Origin of the sequence: Hyalangium versicolor (genome assembly GCF_020103695.1) — a bacterium.
Taxonomy (GTDB): Bacteria; Myxococcota; Myxococcia; order Myxococcales; family Myxococcaceae; genus Hyalangium; species Hyalangium versicolor.
In genome coordinates this window covers 210,914-229,972 of record NZ_JAHXBF010000006.1, presented here as the reverse complement: position 1 = coordinate 229,972, position 19,059 = coordinate 210,914, and the positions used below count along the sequence as shown (strand labels likewise).

Below are 19,059 nucleotides of genomic sequence, written 5' to 3'. Positions count from 1 at the left end.
CGCGTCCAGGCTGCTATCACTGCGCTCTGGGAGGAACGCACGTGGCCATCGCGACCATCGATCCGACGACGGGCAAGACGATCCGCACCTTCACCGCTCACACTCCGGAGGAAGTCGAAGCGCGGCTGAGGCTGGCCGACGAGACGTTCCGCTCCTACCGCCAGACGTCCCTGGCGGACCGGAAGCGCTGGCTGGCCCGAGCCGGCGAGCTGCTGGACAAGGAGGCCGAGCACTTCGGCCGCATCATGACGCAGGAGATGGGCAAGCCCTTCGAGGCCGCCAAGGCCGAGTCCCAGAAGTGCGCCACGGCCTGCCGCTACTACGTCGAGCACGGCGAGGCCTACCTGCGCGACGAGCCCATCGACGTGGGCGGGGACCGCAGCTACGTGCGCTACCTGCCGCTGGGGCCAGTGCTGGCCATCATGCCGTGGAACTTCCCGTTCTGGCAGGTCATCCGCTTCGCGGCTCCGGCGCTGATGGCGGGCAACGTGGGGCTGCTCAAGCACGCGCACAACGTGCCGCAGTGCGCACTGGCGCTGGAGGAATTGTTCCTGCGCGCGGGCTTCCCCAAGGGCGCCTTCCAGACGCTGCTCATCGAGACGGGGGATATTGCCCGCGTCATTGATGACTCGCGCGTGAAGGCCGTCACCCTCACGGGCAGCGAGGGCGCGGGGCGGGCGGTGGGCAACCAGGCCGGGCGAGCCCTGAAGAAGGTGGTGCTCGAGCTGGGCGGGAGCGATCCGTTCATCGTCATGCCCAGCGCGAAGCTGGAGCTGGCGGTGGAGACGGCGGTGAAGGCGCGGCTCATCAACAACGGCCAATCCTGCATCGCGGCCAAGCGATTCATCGTGCACGAGTCCATCTACCCGGAGTTCGAGCGCCGCTTCGTGGAGCGCATGCGCAAGGCGGTGGTGGGCGACCCCATGGAGGCCAAAACGGAGGTGGGCCCACTGGCCACCGAGGGCATCCGCCAGGGGCTGCATGCGCAGGTGGAGAAGAGCGTCTCGGCGGGGACGAAGCTGCTGGTGGGCGGCAAGCTGCCCACGGGCGCGGGGAACTACTACCCGCCCACGGTGCTCTCGGAACCCGCGCCGGGTTCGCCCGCCGCCACCGAGGAGCTGTTCGGCCCGGTGGCCGTGCTCTACCGGGCGCGAGACATCGACCACGCCATCGCGCTGGCCAATGACACGCCCTTCGGCCTGGGCGCGAGCGTCTGGACCCACGACGAGGCGGAGACGCGCCGCTTCATCGATGGCATCGAGACGGGCATGGTGTTCGTCAACCAGATGGTCGCCTCGGATCCGCGGCTGCCGTTCGGCGGGGTGAAGGCCTCGGGACACGGGCGCGAGTTGGCGCTGCACGGACTGCGCGAGTTCCTCAACGCGAAGACGGTGCGCATCAGCGCCGGCACCGTGGCTGCGCCCACCCAGGCGTCGGCTAACGAGTAGGCACCCGTGTGTCGGGGGCGCGGTGGACGTCTTCCAGCGCCTCCGTCACGGCGTCCATCTCCGCGCCGAGCTGCTCCACGCTCTGGCGCAGGCCGGCTCCCGCCACGTCCTCCGAGGCCGAGTCCGCCGTGCGCACCCGCAGCACCTGCGTGTAGAGGTTCTCCAGCGTGTAGTAGAGCCGCATGTGCTCGGCCTCCAGCCGCGAGGCTGAGGTGGCCAGCTCCGCGCGCTGGCGCCGCTGCTCGTCCAGCACCCGCAGCGCCGAGGCGAGCCGCTCCTTCACCACCGCGTCCTTCTCCGCCTCCACGCGTGCGGACAAGGACGCGTGCTCGTCCGCCAGCCGACGCTCGTCCTCGGGGGAGGTCAGGGCGCGCAGTTTGCGCTCGCGGAGAGCCAACTCGTGGCAGCTCTTGCGCAGCGCCTGCACCGTCTGCTCGGGCGAGTGGACCACCTCGCGCAACACCGTAGGGCCTCCCCGTAGCTCCGCCAGCAGCTTGTCGCAGAGCGCATCCACCCGGGCCATCCGGGGATCCGCCTCGATGGGAGCCTGCTGAGATTCCGGGAGCGACGCCGCTTCACCCTCTCCCAGTGACTGCTGGGGCACGGAGCGCCCTGGCATGAGATGGCGCGCGGCCTTCTGCCCGAACACGAAGACAGCGATGAAGATGAGCCACCACATGTTGGGCAGCCGCAGGGCCATGGCCAACGTCACCAGCGCGCCGATCGCGAACATGACACCCAGCAGAGGGTTGCGCGAAGCCTCCTCTTGAGCCCTCTTCTGCTCCTTGCGGCTCTCCCTCTCCGCGCGATGGGCATCGTGCTTCGCCTGCCTCCTCCAGCGCTTCTCCCATTGCCGGCGTTCCTTGTGGGTAGGCAGGCGGCCCATCTCCCGGACCCAGGCCTCCAGTGCCTGCGCCTGACGCTCCTGGCCCTCGGCCAGCGCCTGCTCCAACCGTTGCAGGCGGTCTTGGAGGGGGGCCGGAGGAAGGGGCGGCTTGGGAGGATCGGGGAGCACGGGGTGAGGCTAACCACTTCTCCCGGCTCTCGGGGAAGAAGCTTGCTCGCCACTCCAGCGGGAGAGCTTCCGCCGCGCCCATCACCCCAAAGGAAAGCACATCGTGCGAGCGTGGGACGCAGGGGGATACGTCCCACGCTCGCCTCGGGAATGTTGACCTGGACTCCCGAGCCGCCGTGCGTCGTCAGCGCCCGGCGTCGTGAGGGGCTGAAGCATCCCGCGTGCCAGCGCTCCAGATACGGATGGCTGCGTGCGCAAGTGCCCAGACTCCCAGGCAATTCGGGCGTCAGGCTGCTCGCAGTGGGTGGTACTCGGGCGAGCCTCCCCGGGGAACCGTCTCGCTGGCTGGACGGTGACAGTCCGAGAACGTGGACGGGGGGTGCTGGCTGCGAGCACACCAGCTGATGGAAGAGAGGAAGCAAGCCGGGAGGCAGGACCCGGGGGGAAGAGGCGTTCGGAGCCGAAGTGAGTTAGGGAGGAGCCCTCTTCCCGCCGGGGTCGCCCCACCATGACCTACCCAGCCTCGTCTCGCCGCTTCCAGGTCTTCAGCTACGCCGTGCTCGCCTACACGCTGGCGGTGGTGCTGTGGGGCGCCTTCGTGCGAGCCACGGGTTCGGGCGCTGGGTGCGGAGAGCACTGGCCGCAGTGCAACGGGGTGGTCATCCCCCGCGCGCCCACCGTTGCCACGCTCATCGAGTACACGCACCGGGTAACGAGCGGCCTGGCCACGATACTGGCGGTGGCGCTGTGCGTGTGGGGCCTGCGCGCGCACGCGAAGGGGCATCCGGTGCGGCGCGCGGCCGTCTTCCAGCTTGTCTTCATGCTGACGGAGGGAGCTGTCGGGGCGGGCCTGGTGCTGCTGCAGTACGTAGCGCACAACCCGTCCATCGCCCGCGCCTTCTGGATGGCGGTGCACCTCATCAACACCTTCCTGCTCATCGGAGCCCAGGCGTTGACGGCCTGGTTCGCGGGGGGACGCGCGCGGCTGGTCCTGCGAGGCCAGGGGCTGACCGGAGCGCTGGTGGCAACCGGGCTGTCGGCCCTCACGCTGCTGGGAGTGACGGGAGCCATCGCGGCGCTGGGGGACACGCTCTTCCCCGCGACCAGTCTGACGGAGGGACTCCAGCAGGACATGTCCGAGACGGCCCACATCCTGCTGCGCCTGCGAGTGCTGCACCCGCTGGTGGCGATTGGCGTGGGGGCACTGGTGGTGACGGTGGGCTCTCTGCTCGCCCGGCTGCGACCCACAGCGGAGGTGAAGCGAGGGGCGACGGTGCTCGGCATCCTTTATGTGGTGCAGCTGACGGCGGGGGTCCTGAACCTGGTGCTGCTAGCGCCGGTGTGGATGCAGCTTGTCCACCTGTTCCTGGCGGATCTGGTGTGGATCTCGCTGATACGGCTGTGCGCGGCGGGACTGGCGGAGGATGCGCCGAGGGCGGAGCTGCGTCCGAGCCCGGAGCGGACGGCCTCCGCTTCGAGCTCTGGCGTAGGGTGACAGGAACAGCAAGGCGAGTGAGTCGAGGTTTCGAATGAGCACGAGTGCCCAGGTCAGCAACGTTCACGGTGTCCAACTCCTCGAGTTGCCGACGAAGGGGCCACCGCTTCGGGACGCTGCCGATCTGATCAGTCTGGCCTGGGAGCATGACGTCGCCCTGATCGCCATCCCTGTCGAGCGCTTGGAGGCATCCTTCTTCAAGCTCGCATCGGGCGAGGCCGGCGAGTTCGCCCAGAAGTGCGTCAACTATCGCCTCCGTCTCGTGATCGTGGGCGACATCTCGGTCCATGTGGCGAGCAGCCGGGCGCTCCAGAGCTTCGTCTACGAGTCGAACCGCGGAACCCATCTCTGGTTCGTGGAGAACCGCGAGGCTCTCACGGCGCGCCTGGCCGGCCGATCCTGATTCCCTTCAGGTGAGTCAACGAGCCTTCTCTCACCGTGCCTGGGACACACGGAGTCCGCGGGGCACCACGAGACGCTCGATGAGCTCGAACAGCGCACTGACGACGAGGGCCAGCAGCGCCGCAGGCACCGCGCCCTCCAGGATGAGCCCCGTGTCATCCAAGCGGATGCCCGTGAGAATCGGCTGTCCGTAGCCCCCCGCCCCAATCAATGCCCCCAGCGTTGCCGTGCCCACGTTGATGACGGCCGCCGTCTGGATCCCAGCCAGGATTGAGGGTGCGGCCAACGGCAGCTCGATGCTCCACAACCTCGCGCCTGAGGGAAGGCCCAAGGCCTCGGCGGACTCGCGGATGTCTCCTGGGATGCCGCTGATCCCCGCAGCCGTGTTCCTCACGATGGGCAGCAACCCGTACAGGAACAGCGCCACGATCGCTGGCCGAGAGCCGATTCCCAGCAGCGGGATCATCACCACCAGCAGCGCCAATGAAGGCACCGTCTGGATGATGCCTGCCAGCCCCAACACCGCCCGTCCCACTCGCGCCCGCTTCGCCGCGAGCACCCCGAGCGGCACTGCCACCGCCACCGCTCCGAGCAGCGACACGATCACCAGGAACAGATGCTCCCGCGTCCGGCGCCACACCCGCGAGGCCACGCTGTCCGTCCCCATCTCCGGCTCGATGCCTAGCTTCCGCACGAGGAACTCCGAGGCCACCTGCGTCTCGGGGACACGCTCCAGGCGAGCCCGCGCATTGAGCTGCACCATCTCCCTCTCGGAGATGAGCCCTTCCAGCCGCAGCACCGCTTCGAGTGCACTCCGGCCCCGCTTCGCCCAGTCCTCCCGGTACAACAGCACGGCGTCGTAGGCGGGGAAGTGCTTCAGATCGTCCTCCAGGACGCGCAGGCCGTAGGCGGCGATCTCCGCGTCGGTGGAGTACAGGTCTGCCACCTGGATCGCCCCACTCTCCAGCCCGCGATAGGCGAGGTCATGATCCAGCCCGCGCACCTCCCGCTGAGGTAGCTGGTAACGGTCGCGCAGGGCGGGCCAGCCATCGGCGCGCTCCATGAACTCGTTGCTGAACCCGAACTGGATCTCCGGGTGCGCGCGCAGGTCCGAGATGCGCCGGATGCCCAGGCGCTCGGCCTCCGCCTCCTTCATCCCCAGCGCATAGGTGTCGTTGAACCCGAGCGGCCGACTCATCCCCAGCCCCTCGGCGGCCAGCGCAGCGCGCAACTCGTCATCCGTCCGCAGGCCTCGCGATGCAAACAACTCCTGGCGCAGGGTACCGGTGTACTCGGGATACACGTCCAGCTCGCCGCGCTTCAGTGCCTCCCAGAGCACGGTGCTCCCTCCCAGCTCCCGCCGATGCACCGCATGCGACCCGGATAACCGGGCGAGCCGCACCACCATCTCTCCCAGGATGACGGACTCGGTGAACTTCTTGGAGCCCACCCGCACCTCGGACCGGGTGTCCTCGTGCCCACGAGCACAAGCCAACACCCCCAGCAGCCCCAGCAACGCGCCCGCGAGCAGCCCCCTCACCCGCGCCCCTCCGTCAGCAGCCGCTGCGCCTGGATGAAGCGCGTGACGAAAGGGTCCGCCGGGCGAGCCTCCAGCTCGGAGAGCGGTCCCTCTTGCACCACTTGCCCTTCACGCAGCAGCACCATGTGCTCGCCGAGGAACGCCGCCTCCGCCAGATCATGCGTGACGAGCACCACCGTCTTCCCCAACCGCGCGAAGATGGTCCGCAGATCCGCCTGCAGCTCGGAGCGCACCATCGGATCCAAGGCCCCCAGCGGCTCGTCGAGCAACAACACGTCCGGCTCCAACATCAACGCGCGCATGAGCCCCACCCGCTGACGCTGACCTCCCGAGAGCTGTCCGGGAAATCGCTCCAACGCATCCGCCGGAAAGCGCGTCAGCTCCACGAGTTCCGCCAGCCGGGCTTGCCGCCGTGCCTCGGGCCACCGCAGGTGCCGGGCCATCAGGTCCACGTTCTGCCGCGCCGTGAGATGCGGAAACAGTCCACCTCCCTGGAGCGCGTAGCCCATCCGCTGGCGCACCGCGAGCACCGCCGCCTGCTCGGATGCCAGCGGCTGCCCATCGAAGAGGACGCGGCCTGTATCCGGACGCAGCAGCCCGTTCATCAGCCGCAGCAGGGTGGACTTGCCACACCCGCTCGGCCCCAGCAGCACCGTGGTGCGCCCAGGCGGCAGCTTCAGCGATACCGGCCGCAGCGCCTGGGTGACACCGAATCGCTTGGAGACTCCCTCCAGCTCAAACACCGGAGCACGTGCCTCCCGGCCCGCGAGCCGCGCGTTCTACGCCTTGACGATATAGGTGCAGGACTTGTCGCCCCGCTTGCGGCACGAATGGGTCGCGTCGTGGAGGATGGCGCCCTGGGCGTGGAGCACCTTCATGGCGCCGAAGAGCAGTCCCTTGTCGAAGGCGCACGGGTACGGATTGGTCGCCTCGAGCTCCATGGTGCCATCCGGGCGAGCCCGGTACACGTAGTGGCCAATACCCTCCTGCATCTGATCCGTGGCCTGATCCCACATCACCTTCCCGAGCCTGCGGTGGTTCAAGTGATAGGCCCGATCGATCTGCGGGACCAGCCCCTTGAGATCCCTCACGTTGGGCGTCCACTCCGCGGTCCTCGCTGTCGACACTCCGATCTGATGCAGGACCGGGTCTCCCATCTGCTGGCTCGCACGGTCGAACGCCCTCATGAACCGATCGAGCGGAAACCAGGCCATCGCGTCCACGATGACCATCCCGTCATCCGCCTTCTCCCCAATGCCCTCCGCCAGCAACAACTGACTGGCCAGCGCCCTGAGATTGCCGAAGGCATGAACGACCCCGAACACCACCCGCCCGGAGACTTCGATCTCCTTGTACTCCTCGAACGTCCGCATGTTCCTCCCCCTGATCAACCCTTGATGATGTACGTGCAGGACTTGTTGCCCCGCTTGCGGCACGGGTGGGAGTCGTCATGAATGATGGCGCCCACCGTGTCGAGCACGCGCATCGCCCCAAAGAGCAGTCCCTTATCGAAAGCGCATGGGTACGGATTGTTGGCCTGGACCTCCATGGATCCATCCGGACGAGCCCGGTACACATAGTGACCGATGCCCTCCTGCATATAGCCCGTCGCCGGATCCCACATCACCTTCCCAAACTTGCGGTGGTTCAGGTGATAGCCCTGGTCGATCTGCGAAATCACCCCTTTGAGATCCGTGGTGTTGGGCGCCCACTCCGCCGTCTTCGCCGTCGACACACCAATCTGATGCAGGACCGAGTCCCCCATCTGCTGTCCCGTCCGGTCGAACGCCCTCATGAATCCGTCGAGCGGGTACCAGGCCGTCGGATCCACCACCACCAAACCATCCGCCCCCTTCGTCCCGATTCCCTCCGCCAGCAGCAACTGGCTGGCCTGCCCCTTGAACTGGCCAAACGCCTGAACCAGCCCGAACACGACTCGTCCCGAGACCTCGATCCCCTTGTACTCATCGAACGTGCGCATGGACTCCCCCTGGCTCACCCCTTGACCACGTAGACGCAGGACGAATGCCCCTTCTTGCGACACGGCTGGCTGTCGTCGTGGAGGACGGCGCCCACCGTGTGCAGCCGCCGCAGGCCCCCGAACAACATCCCCCGATCGAAAGCACACGGGTACGGGTTGTCGCTCTCCACCTCCACCGAGCCATCCTCCCGCAGCTTCCACCGGTAGTGCCCGATGCCCTCCTTGATCTTCCCCGTCGTCGGATCCCACATCGGCCGGCCGTTCTTCCGGTGATGCATGTGGTAGCCCGCGTCCATCGTCTCCATCATCGACTTCACGTCCTTCACGCTGGGCAACCACTCGACGTTCTTCATCACCGACACGCCAATCTGGTGCAGCACCGAGTCACCCATATGCTGGCTGGCTCGCGCGAAGGCTCGCAGAAATGCGTCGAACGGGTACCAGGACTCGGGCTCCACGACGACCATGCCGTCCGGGCCCTTCTGCCCAATCCCCTCGGCCAGCAGGATCTGACTGGCGATCGATTTGAACTGCCCGAACGCCTGCACGAGCCCCAGCACGTTGCGTCCAGACACCTCGATGCCCTTGAACTCGTTGAACGGAATCATGGCGCGGCGGGTCCCTCTCGACAGCCAGGCTCACTCTTCCTCGCGCCCCGCTCTCTCGGGAGAGCATCCGGGCCGAGCGCTCGGATGATGGCACGGCTATTCACTCCCCCACACCACCTGCCGGGTCTCTTCCTCGGCTAATTAGTCTGATTAGACATGAAATCCTTGATTCCCGTCCGCAATGAGACTAGAAGATTCCGCCCCGAGGGCGCACCGGGAAAAAACATCGAGTAAACACGCCCTTAGGGCCATAAGAAGTTGCCGGGTGCTTACGACGTGCATTAGCATCCGGAATACATGAGGCGCTCTCGGAAATCGGGAGCAACTCAAGCCACCCGCACGCGGACACCCGGGGGCGAGTGATGGGCCGTATGCCATCACAGCAGTCCGCACCCGAGTGGGGTGGGCAGTGAGCAGCGGGCCTGCCCCTCTGCATCCTCGGGGGATGATGCAGAGGGGGCCCGCTGCGGTTTTTTCGGGCCCTACCTCATGACTTGGGCGGAACCGGGGCGGAGAGCCCCTGGGCGCTCGAGGCGAGCATGCGGCCGATGAGCACTTCCGCCAGTCCGCCGCCTTGCGCGTTGCCGCCGACCGAGATGTCCGGCACCAGCTTCACGTGGTGCTCGCCGAGGATGCTGGCGATCTGCACCGCCGTGTACCCCGCCGCGCCGAGCGCATCCTGGCCCTGGCGGTGAGCCTCGGCCTTGGCCGCGCCGACCTTCAGCACCAGCCCCGCCTCGGCCTCGGCCTTGGCCGCGCCGACTTTCAATACCGTCTGCGACTCGGCGTCGGCCTTGGCCAGACCCACCATGCGCACGGACTCGGCCTCCGCCTCGGCCCGCGCCTTCACCGAGAGCGCCTCGCCGCGCGCGGACTCCACCTGGGCCCGCGCGTTCTGCTCGCTGATGCGCACCTGCTGCTCGCTGCGCACCACCTCCGCCTGGATGTTGGCGATGGCCAGTTCGCGCTGCAGATCCTGCCGCTTCACCTCCGCCATGCGCTGCACCTCGTACGTGCGCTGCAGCTCCTCGGCGATCTTCCGGTCCGTCTGCGTCTTCATCAGCTCCGCAGGAGGGACGATGTCGCCGATGAGCGTGTCGATGCACTCCACGTCGTACACCTGGATGGCCTTGCGGATGGCATCGAAGGCCTGCTTCTGCCTGTCACTGCGCGCCGAGAGGAACTCCAGCACCGTCACCTCCTGCGCCGAGTTGCGGAAGTAGTTGCCCACCGTGGGCTGCAGCACGTGATCCACGAGGTTCTGCATGCTGCCCACCCGCGAGATGACGCGCGGCGCGTTCTTCATGCTGATGTGGATGATCTGCGACACGTCCAGGCTGAAGCCGAAGCCGTCCTTGCTGCGCACGTGGATGCTGGAGAGCTTGTCGTCGTACTTGTGGGACTCGGTGCGGTTGGCCCAGTTGAGAACGATGTTGGTGGTGGGCACCAACTCCACCTTCATGACCCGCGTATTGAGCGGGTGCTTGCCGGGCAGCAGCGGCTCCACCCACACGCCCTTGCGGCCCTTCTCCACCAGATCGCCGTGCGTGAAGGAGTCACCGGACACGTCCACGTGCTCGCGCCCCACATAGGAGACCACCACCCCCACGTAGCCGATGGGGATCTCCGTCAGGGGGATCAGCTCCACCTGCACGAACCAGGGGTTGAGGTTCCACGAGCCCGACATCAACACCTCCTCCTGGAGGCCTCGGCTGCCGCCCGCATCGATGAAGACCTGCGGGTTCTGGAAGCTGTCATGCGCCTCCACCACGGGACCGGCGAGATCGCCCGCCGGCACCGGCTTGCCGTCCAGCACCGTGACGATGCCCACCCGATCCGCGGGCACCTGGAAGACGCGCAACTGGCTGGCGTCCATGCCGTGCTTGACGGCGTTCGCCGTCGTCACCACGTCGAAGAGCGCCGGGTTGATGCGGTAGTGGCCCGCGGTGAGGAAGCCGGCCTGGCGGCCACGCTGGCCTCTGTTGGTGAGGAACGCCTCCGCGTCCTGGAAGTCGTCGCACTCCACCACCTCTCCAAGGATGCGCTCGGCGGGCAGCGGCTCGCCGTCCTTGGCGACCACGAGAGCCATCTCTCCAGGCCGCACAATGACGAGCGGCACACGGACCACCTTGTACTGCCAACGCCACAGCCCGAAGTGCCAGCCTGGAGGCAGCATCCGCGCTTGGTAGCCAGCCTCTCCCTTGCGCGCCACGAGCCGCCCCGGAGACAGCTGCCGGCCGAAGCGCCGGATGATCAATCCGGACTCGCCCTCCCGAATGACCCAGGTGCCGAGACCGAAGATGAGCCAGATGGCCAACCCGGGCAGCACGATGGCGCCAGTGAGGAGCAGCAGGTGGGCCTGGATGAATTCGAACATGAATGCCCTTCCTTTCGAGGGTGAGCCTCCTGTCTGCATCCGCCCTGCCAGTCCCAACCGGTTGGATTTGCTGAAGGCCATCCCCGCCGTTGGCGTGCCAACCGAATCTGATTTCGGTCTGGTCCGTGTTTGAATGACGCCATGGCCACCGTGCGCTGGGAGGGTCCACCCCCTCCGCCCTCGCTGACTTCGCTCCTCGCCTCGGAGGGCCACCGGCTGGTGTCGCGTGGGGTGGCGGACGTGGCCGTCGTCTGCACTCCCACCGCGACCCGGCTGCCTGCGGCCTTCGTGCCCGGAGTGCCGTGGCTGTGGGCCAGTCAGGCGCGCCTGTCCCCTCTGCTCGCCACGGAGGCGGCGCTCGCGGGGGCCTACGATGCGCTGTGGCTGGGAGCTCCCGATGCGGCGCAGCGCCTCGTGGCCCGGCTGGCGGAGATGGCCATACCAGAACCGGCTCCCGCTCCCTCACCCACCTTTGTTGCTCGGAGTACCGCGTCGCGCGCCGCGCTCCATCAGGTGGCCCGTGCCGCGCGCACCTCCATGCCCGTGCTCATCACCGGTGAGACGGGCACCGGCAAGGAGGTCACCGCACGCCTGCTCCACACCTGGAGCGAGCGCCGGGGCGGACGCTTCGTGCCCATCAACTGCGCGGCCATTCCCAACGAGCTCATGGAGGGCGAGCTCTTCGGCTACGCCAAGGGCGCCTTCTCCGGCGCCACGAAGGGTTTCGACGGGCAGCTCATGGCGGCGGCCGGCGGCACGGTGTTCCTCGACGAGATCGACGACACGCCCCTGTCCCTGCAGATGAAGCTGCTGCGCGTGTTGGAGGACCGGGTGGTGACGCGTCTGGGAGAGTCCGAGCCGCGGCAGGTGGACTTCCGCATCGTCGCCGCGACGAACCGCGATCTGCGCGAGCTCATCGCCCGGGGCGTCTTCGGCGCGGATCTCCATGAGCGTCTGGCCATCGTCAGCATCCACCTGCCGCCCCTTCGCGAGCGCCAGGAGGATCTGCCGCCCCTCATCGAGCACTTCATCGCCCGCTTCCAGCGAGAAGAGCCCAGTGCGCCCCAGGGCCCCATCCATGTGACGCCCGAGGCGCTCGTCGCGCTGCAGGCCTACCCGTGGCCGGGCAACATCCGCGAGCTGCGCAACGTCCTCTTCGAGGCGCTCGTCTACAAGCGGGTGGGCAACGAGATCCTCCCCTCGGACCTGCCGCGGCGCGTGCTGCGGCGCGGCGCCGAGCACACCGCCCACGGCAGCCTGGACACCGCGGCCATGTCGCGTGGCATGGATGCGGGCACCTTCAACCTGCGCACGGAGGTGGAGGCGCTGGAGCGGCTCGCCCTCACCCTGGCCCTCGAGCGCTCTGGGGGGAACGCCTCTCGCGCGGCGGAGTTGTTGGGAGAGGTGGGGCGCGGGCGCTCGGCCGATCCGGGCGCCACCGTGCGAGCCATGGTGCGCAGGCTCGGGCTCGGCCAACCCGTGGGCGCAAAGCGACGTCGTCGCAAGGTTCGCAGGAGTGCCTCCACGTGATCTGTTGAATCCTCTCCATGCCCGGCCAGAAGCAGTACGCAGGGTGGGTTCAATGGTATCTGGAACCATCCTCGCTCCCGTGAACACCGCCGCTCCCCCCCCCTTCAGGCGATTCCCTTTGACGGCGCTCGCCGTGCTGGCCGTGTCGCTGCTGCTGGCGGGGGCCTGCATGGCCACGTTCCTGGTCACTGCTCAGAGCCGGGATGCCGCCCGCTTCGAGAGTCATGTCCAGATGACCCAGGACCGGATCACCGCCCAGCTGGACTCGAACATCAGCCTGCTCCGGGGAGGAGCGGGCCTCTTCGCCGCGAGTGACTTCGTCACGCCCCAGGAGTTCCGCCTCTACGTCCAGCGGCTGGAGCTGAGAAAGCACGATCCCGGCGTCCTGGGTCTCGGCTTCAGCCAGCGCATCTCCGCGAACGAGAAGGAGGACTGGACCGCCCGGCTCAGGGCCAACGGCATGTCCTCCTTCCACATCTGGCCCGATCAGCCCCGGGCGGAGTACCACTCGGTCATCTACCTGGAGCCCCTCAACACCCGGAACGAGGCGGCGCTCGGCTACGACATGTTCACCGATCCCACCCGCCGCGAAGCCATGGAGCGGGCCTGGCTGTCCGGCGAGCCGGCGCTCTCGGGGAAGGTCGTCCTCAAGCAGGAGACGAACCTGGAGCAACAGGCAGGCTTCCTGCTCTATGTGCCCGTGTATCGGAGCGGCCTCGTTCCCACCACCGAGGCGGAGCGCCTGGCCATGCTCCAGGGGTTCGTCTACAGCCCGCTGCGCGCGAAGGATCTGTTCGACGCGATGTTCCCGCCCGAACATCCCCCGCGCGTCTTCTTTCGCATCTATGACGGAGCGGAGGCCGACCCCGAGCAGCTCCTCTATGACTCGGCCGGTGCCGAGAAGGGGATCCACAAGGTCCCGTCCTTCACGCACACCTGGCGCCTGGAGTTCGCAGGACGTCCGTGGACGGTCGTCTTCACCTCCCGGCCCTCGTTCGAGAGCTCCATGCTGACGCCCTGGGCGCCCTTGGTGGGAGCGCTGGGCTTCATGCTCAGCCTGCTGGTGTGCGCCGTCACGTGGACGCAGATCGCCGCGCGGCAGCGAGCCGAGGCCAGTGAGGCGGAGCGAGCCCAGCTCCTGGCCCGCGAGCAGGCAGCCCGGACCGAGGCCGAGGCGCAGCGCGCCTACCTGAATGATCTCTTCATGCAGGCTCCAGCCCTCATCGGCATCCTGAGCGGGCCTCAGCACGTCTTCGAGTTCGTCAACGCCTCCTACCGGCGGTTGCTGGGCAAGCGCGAGGTGCTCGGCAAGCCGCTCGTCGAGGTCGTGAAGGATCTGCCGCCGGGGATCCTGGAGATGTTCGACACCATCTACCGGACCGGGCAGCCCCACTCCGGCCAGGAGCTGTGCCTTCCCGGCGTCTATGCCACCGACCAGGTGGAGGTGAGGTACTGGAACTTCGTCTGGCAGCCCCGCCGAGGCCCCAGCGGCCAGGTGGATGGAGTGATGATCTTCGCCTCCGAGGTGACGGAGCAGGTCCTGGCACGCCAGCAGGTGGAAGCCAGCCGCGAGGAGGCCCGGCGCAGCGCGAGGCAGTTGCAGACCATCACCGATGCGTTGCCGGCGCTCGTCGCCTATATCGACTCCGAGGAGCGCTACCGCTTCGCGAACGAGACCTATGAGACCTGGTTCGGCATCAAGCCCGAGAACCTGCTGGGGAAGACGATCCTGGAGTTCATCGGGGAGAAGGCCTACGCGCGGTTCCGGGACCCCGTGCAACGCGCCCTCTCGGGAGAGACTGTTCAATACGAAGGCGAGCTGCCGCTGAAGGGCGGAGGATCCGTGTTCACCCAGTCCAGCTACATGCCGGACCGGGATCCCAGCGGCCAGGTGCGCGGCTTCGTGGTGCTCGCCTTCGACGTCACCGAGCGCAGGAGGTCGGAGGAGACCGTCCGCACCGCCGTGCGGCTGCGCGACGAGTTCCTCTCCGTGGCCAGCCACGAGTTGAAGACACCTCTGACCTCCCTGAGCCTCAAGCTCCAGACGCTCGCACGCGAGGCAGCGACCCAGTCCGAGTCCCCCTTTGTCCTGAAGACCCGCACGAATGTGGAGACGGCGCGCAAACAGATCAAACGGCTGTCGGATCTGATCGGAGACCTGTTGGATGTGTCGCGGATCAGCTCCGGGAAGATGAAGCTCCACTGGGAGCCTGTGGATTTCTCCGCCGTGGTCCGCGAGGTGGCCGCGCGGCTGGAGCCCGAAGCCACCCGGGCGGAGTCACGCCTCACCGTGGAGACGCCCGATGCGCTGCCGGGCCGCTCGGATCGAATGCGGTTCGAGCAGGTGGTGGAGAACCTGCTGACCAACGCCATCAAGTATGGGGCCGGCAAGCCCATCCACATCCAGATGCATGCAGACGCGCAGCGCCTCGTCCTCACCGTGAGGGATCACGGCATCGGCATCGCTCCCGAGCACCAGGTGCGCATCTTCGAGCGGTTCGAGCGCGCGGTGTCCGAGCGGAATTACGGCGGACTGGGGCTGGGGCTCTACATCACCCGGACCATCCTGGAGGCGCTGGGTGGCACCATCCGCGTCCAGAGCGAGACCGGTCAGGGGGCCTGCTTCACCGTGGAATTGCCGCTCGAACCGCCCGCCGGGCCGTAGGCTTCGGGTTCCGTCCCGCTTCGTCAGAGCCAGCCAAGTTCCTGCAAGTGCTTCCACGCAACTTCGATCTGGAAGGGTGAGAACGCTCGCTGTTTGCGCTCGCTCCATGCATGGACCTCGCGCGTCACGGCCTCAAGCTCACGCGCCGGGCCAGAGTTCCCTCTGGCGACCCAATGAACCGTGGCGAGCAACTCCAGTCCATGGGGTGACTCAAATCCCTTGAGCAGCTCCCGCGTCCGCTCTACGTGTTGCCGGGTCTGGGGGTGCTGACTCAGCAGCGCGCTGGCCTCCTTTACCGCCTCGGGAAGCGGGTAGATGTCCGCAGGTTGAGACCTGTCACCGTAGCCACGAAAGAAGTGACCCTCCATGCGCTGAAGGGCCGGATTCAATGCCTCGGCATAGGGTCCGAACTGAGCCTTGATGAACTGGAGGCGCATCTGCTCTCCTGCCTCCTGGAGGAAATAGACGATCTTCTGCACGACGAGCTGCGTGGAGCCCTCTGTCGCAGCGTGGGTGTAGTGCTCCAGGAGCTGGAGCATGCCGGCCCGCCCCGGTGTCATGCGCGGGCGCTGCGTGCGGACCTTCATCGCGGAAACAGGCGGTGCCCCTTGAGGAGCGAAGAGGAGCACACGAACATCCTCGAGCGGCGAGAGCGCTGCCAGGATGCGCGGCTCGACATCCTCCCAGCGCAGGCCTCCGTTGCCACAGCCCAACGGAGGCACCGCAATGGAACGGATGTTCTTTTCGCGAATGACGCGAACGAGGTCCTCCAGGCCAGCCTCGATGTCCCCGAGGCGAGAGCCCGCCCGCCAATGACGCTTCGTCGGGAAGTTGATGATGAAGCGAGGGCCCGTCAGCGCGCCCGTGGGGACGACGAACATGTGGCCAGGCTGGACCTCGCTTCGGGCGCACGCCTGCTTGTACGCTTCATAGTTCTCGGGGAAGGCCATGCGAAACTGAAGGGCGATGCCCTTGCCCATGACACCGACCGTGTTGACGGTGTTCACCAGGGCATCGACATCCGCGTCCAGCAGGTTTCCGCTCGCTCCCTCAATCATGGCCGGTGTTCCATCTTCCAGATGCCTTCCCCTCGTTTCAACGCCTCAATGAAGGCACTGCTTTTTATCTGTAATACCAATCGGGTACGACATTCACCTGGGGCGTATGGGGCGCCCGAGCAAGCACCCGCTCGACATTCTGCCTGACGGCTTCCGTGCATACCCCGATTTCACGCACCGCGTCCCAGGGGAGGAAGCGGTGCACGAGGAACTCCGCTTGCCTCCGGCGCTTGCGGTCGCCGTCCTCATCCGTGTTTTTCCAGTACGTGGCATTCATGAGCTCCCAGTCGACCAGCTCCAGGTGCGCCCAGTCCTCGAAGAACTGGCTGAAGGGAGTGGCGGCGTGGCCGTCGGTGAACGCAAAGGGCAGCTCTTGTTGACGGATCGCTTCCGTCCGGACGACCAGGTAGAGCACAGGCTCCTGCCCCTCCTGATAGCCCTCCACCTTCCCTTTGTGGATGGCATAGAGCATGGGTGAGCGCGGAGCGAAGTAGAAGGGTACGTAGTCCGCAAGCGTGCCTCGCTTGCAAACGGGAACTCTCGTCCTAGCCCGCGCCACCTTGAGATCGGCGTAGGCGATGTTGACGGGGGAGACCCGCTGCCTGGCGCACTCGCTGTCGCACCACAGCCCTCCTTCATCGAGGATTTGCGGAAGATTGCGGATGTGAGTGATGTGAAAGAGGTTCCGTTCCATCACGCCTCCGAGCACCCGTGTCCGTTATAGCTCTCATCGCGCGTAGGCGCGCTCAAGGATCTCGTCGCTGCGCAGGCCGCTCGCCTTCGCGGATTCCACGTCCAGCCCCTCGCCGTGGCCCCGGCCTCGGCCCTCGAAGAGGATGTCCGGCCCGTCGAAGGAAGCTGTGCGCGGACACGCCGGCAGCTTCAGTCCCGAGCGCAGCAGTTCGCACGGCAGGGACTCGGTGGTGTCGTAGGTGGCGCCTGCTTCCTGCTGTGCCTTGACGAAGAAGACGCGCCCCATGTCGAAGCGCAGTGCCGCGAGCCCCGGCCCCAGCAGAGCCTCTACCTTTGCCCGGGGACGCACCTCCCTCCAGGGCTCCTGTCCCCCTTGTGAGAAGAGCAGCCACTCCTTCCAGCGCAACTCCGGCAGGCCCAGCGCCTTCTCTTCCTCCGGCTGCACTCGCACCGTGCCGAGGAAGGCCTGGCAGTGCGTCGTGTCACAGATGGGGCGACCCCCGTGACGGCTCTCGGCGTGCCGCTCGTTGTGCGCCACCACCCGCGCCAGCGCCACGCGCGCCTCTCCCTTGAGCGAAGCGTCCTCCGAGGCCACCACTCCCGCCGTGTACTGGAGGCGCGTGGTGCGGAAGAGGAAATCCGAGCCCCGGCGCGCATTGCGCTCACGCTCGGTGGTCGGCACGCCCAGCGGAGGCCGGTACGGCGGCGGGGAGGACCAGGTGAAGATTCCCGCGTAGTCGCGCCCCTGTGAGGGCAGCCCCGGCACGCGCACCCGCCATGGACTGCCCAGGCAGACCGCTGGGCCGCCCGCCACCATCTCTCGCATCCTCGAGAAGCCCTGGGGCACGGCGCGCGGCTGGCCCTGGTTGATCGCAAAGCCCACTCCCTGACAGGCCGCCTCGACGTCCCCGGAGGAGGCCAGGCCGAGGACCTGCACCCGCGCCGCGTCCAGGCCCGGACGCTGGCGCACCCGAGCCAGCACCTGGGGCATCTCGTCGGCGAAGCTGCGCGGCATCTTCCCCGGCCGCATCGCCACCGCGACGAGGTCCGCGTCCACCGCGACGATCCACCCATACTGGGGCCGGCTCGCCGCGTCTCGCACCGTGCCTGTCTTCGTCGCTACGCCCGTATACGCCGGCGAAGCTGGGAGGTCCGACAGCGTTCCCCTCGCGGCGTTGTCCTTCATCCACTCGATGAGCTCCGGGTGGGCCTCCGCCAGCAGCCGGTACGCCTGCGCCATGCCCCACGGCGAGAGCGCCAGCGTGGAGCGCAAGCCGATGGCATCCGCCATGTCCGCTGGCTTTCCCGTGAGCCCCACCGCGGACAGCACCGCGCCCCAAGGACCGAAGTCCGGCGCCGCCCCTCCCTTCGCCTCCCAGTCCAGGAAGTACCCGTTGCATGAGCGCAGCAGCGCCGTGCGCCCGTCCACCTGCCTTGGCAAGCCCTGGCCGCATGCCCACTCCTGGATGCCTGAGCGTGGCGTCAGCAGCGGCGGCTGAGAGCTCCCCGCGAGCACGAAGGGCTTCAACGTGGAGCCATAGGGCACCGCGCGCTGCACGTCTCCCTCGGAGAACAGCACCTCTCCCGAGTGGCGGCTCACCACCACCGTGGCGTTCGTAGCGGCCTTCACCGTCACATCCGCCAGTTCATCAATGGAGAGCGGCACTGCCCACCGCGCCCCATCCTGGCACTGCCTCAGCCTGCGAGAGAGCGCCTGGGGAAAGCCTCGGTCCTCCCCGAGGATGCGCGCCAGCGCCCTGCGTGCCCGAGGCGTGTCCACCGAGGGCGAGCGGGCCAGCTCCGCCGCCGACACGCTGAGCGATTGATAGGGGCCGTCCCTCCACTCGGGCAGCTCGCCGCTCACCACCAGCGCGAAGGCCTCATGGAAGAGCCGATCCTCCGAGGCAGCAGGACAAGCCCACCACAGCAGTTGGTGCGCCAGCTCGTGCTTCAGGGCGACGCGGAGCCGATCCTCCAGCACTCCCGGCGTGTTCTGCCGCAGCTCCACCAGGCCGGGCCGGCTCTGGGCATTGCGCTCCGGAGGCAGGCCCATGCCCCGCTGCAGGCGGATGGGCGCCGGTGGCTGCGTGGGGAGCCCTCCAGCCTCGGCCGCGTACCTCGCCTCCAGCTCCTTCCAGGAAGCCTCGGCCTCGGCACGCAGGGCGGCCTCGGGCGTGACGTCGCCCTGCGTGAGGAACATCGGGGTGGCCGCCAGGAGCGCGGCCGTCACCGCGGCCCACCCCATGC

At 67.6% G+C, this 19,059-nt stretch carries 15 protein-coding genes; 5 read left to right on the top strand and 10 right to left on the bottom strand.

What is annotated here, in order from left to right; genetic code table 11:
* Positions 1-41 precede the first annotated feature (41 nt).
* On the top strand, positions 42-1,448 hold the full coding sequence (locus tag KY501_RS14750; protein WP_224363572.1) for an NAD-dependent succinate-semialdehyde dehydrogenase: 1,407 nt from the start codon (positions 42-44) through the stop codon (positions 1,446-1,448).
* Here KY501_RS14750 and KY501_RS14745 read toward each other — a convergent pair.
* Complete coding sequence (locus KY501_RS14745; protein WP_224363571.1) at positions 1,438-2,463, bottom strand: hypothetical protein; 1,026 nt, start codon at positions 2,461-2,463, stop codon at positions 1,438-1,440. The two genes, KY501_RS14750 and KY501_RS14745, sit on opposite strands and share 11 nt — an antisense overlap.
* Before the next feature lie 508 nt (positions 2,464-2,971).
* On the opposite strand from KY501_RS14745, the gene KY501_RS14740 reads away from it, so the two are divergent.
* Together KY501_RS14740 and KY501_RS14735 are read left to right on the top strand one after the other, a co-directional pair.
* Positions 2,972-3,958, top strand: a complete 987-nt coding sequence (locus tag KY501_RS14740) for a COX15/CtaA family protein (RefSeq protein ID WP_224363570.1) — start codon at positions 2,972-2,974, stop codon at positions 3,956-3,958.
* Positions 3,959-3,992: 34 nt separating this feature from the next.
* Entirely contained in the window at positions 3,993-4,361 is a 369-nt protein-coding gene (locus KY501_RS14735; protein ID WP_224363569.1) for a DUF4180 domain-containing protein, read from the top strand.
* A 30-nt stretch (positions 4,362-4,391) separates the two neighbouring features.
* Here KY501_RS14735 and KY501_RS14730 read toward each other — a convergent pair whose 3' ends face one another.
* The 6 genes from KY501_RS14730 to KY501_RS14705 form a co-directional block, all read right to left on the bottom strand.
* Complete coding sequence (locus KY501_RS14730) at positions 4,392-5,900, bottom strand: ABC transporter permease/substrate-binding protein (protein ID WP_373691606.1); 1,509 nt, start codon at positions 5,898-5,900, stop codon at positions 4,392-4,394.
* Positions 5,897-6,643 (bottom strand): ATP-binding cassette domain-containing protein, encoded by a 747-nt coding sequence (locus KY501_RS14725; protein WP_224363568.1) that lies wholly within the window; start codon positions 6,641-6,643, stop codon positions 5,897-5,899. The genes KY501_RS14730 and KY501_RS14725 overlap by 4 nt, the downstream gene beginning before the upstream one ends.
* 36 nt (positions 6,644-6,679) lie before the next feature.
* On the bottom strand, positions 6,680-7,273 hold the full coding sequence (locus KY501_RS14720; RefSeq protein ID WP_224363567.1) for a hypothetical protein: 594 nt from the start codon (positions 7,271-7,273) through the stop codon (positions 6,680-6,682).
* Between the two features lie 14 nt (positions 7,274-7,287).
* Positions 7,288-7,881 (bottom strand): hypothetical protein, encoded by a 594-nt coding sequence (locus KY501_RS14715; protein ID WP_224363566.1) that lies wholly within the window; start codon positions 7,879-7,881, stop codon positions 7,288-7,290.
* Positions 7,882-7,895: 14 nt separating this feature from the next.
* Positions 7,896-8,489 (bottom strand): hypothetical protein, encoded by a 594-nt coding sequence (locus tag KY501_RS14710; protein ID WP_224363565.1) that lies wholly within the window; start codon positions 8,487-8,489, stop codon positions 7,896-7,898.
* A gap of 487 nt (positions 8,490-8,976) precedes the next feature.
* A complete protein-coding gene (locus KY501_RS14705) occupies positions 8,977-10,866 on the bottom strand; it encodes an SPFH domain-containing protein (RefSeq protein ID WP_224363564.1) in 1,890 nt (629 codons plus the stop codon).
* 141 nt (positions 10,867-11,007) lie between these two features.
* On the opposite strand from KY501_RS14705, the gene KY501_RS14700 reads away from it, so the two are divergent.
* Both KY501_RS14700 and KY501_RS14695 read left to right on the top strand, forming a co-directional pair.
* Entirely contained in the window at positions 11,008-12,396 is a 1,389-nt protein-coding gene (locus tag KY501_RS14700) for a sigma-54 interaction domain-containing protein (RefSeq protein WP_224363563.1), read from the top strand.
* A 118-nt stretch (positions 12,397-12,514) separates the two neighbouring features.
* Entirely contained in the window at positions 12,515-15,061 is a 2,547-nt protein-coding gene (locus tag KY501_RS14695; protein WP_224363562.1) for a CHASE domain-containing sensor histidine kinase, read from the top strand.
* 23 nt (positions 15,062-15,084) lie between these two features.
* Here the strand turns inward: KY501_RS14695 and darG are convergent, their stop codons facing one another.
* The 3 genes from darG to KY501_RS14680 form a co-directional block, all read right to left on the bottom strand.
* Entirely contained in the window at positions 15,085-16,119 is a 1,035-nt protein-coding gene (gene darG / locus KY501_RS14690; RefSeq protein WP_224363561.1) for a type II toxin-antitoxin system antitoxin DNA ADP-ribosyl glycohydrolase DarG, read from the bottom strand.
* Positions 16,120-16,183: 64 nt separating this feature from the next.
* Positions 16,184-16,813, bottom strand: coding sequence for a type II toxin-antitoxin system toxin DNA ADP-ribosyl transferase DarT (darT, locus tag KY501_RS14685; RefSeq protein ID WP_224363560.1), 630 nt, complete (start codon positions 16,811-16,813; stop codon positions 16,184-16,186).
* A gap of 33 nt (positions 16,814-16,846) precedes the next feature.
* Complete coding sequence (locus tag KY501_RS14680) at positions 16,847-19,057, bottom strand: SpoIID/LytB domain-containing protein (RefSeq protein WP_224363559.1); 2,211 nt, start codon at positions 19,055-19,057, stop codon at positions 16,847-16,849.
* Positions 19,058-19,059: the final 2 nt, after the last annotated feature.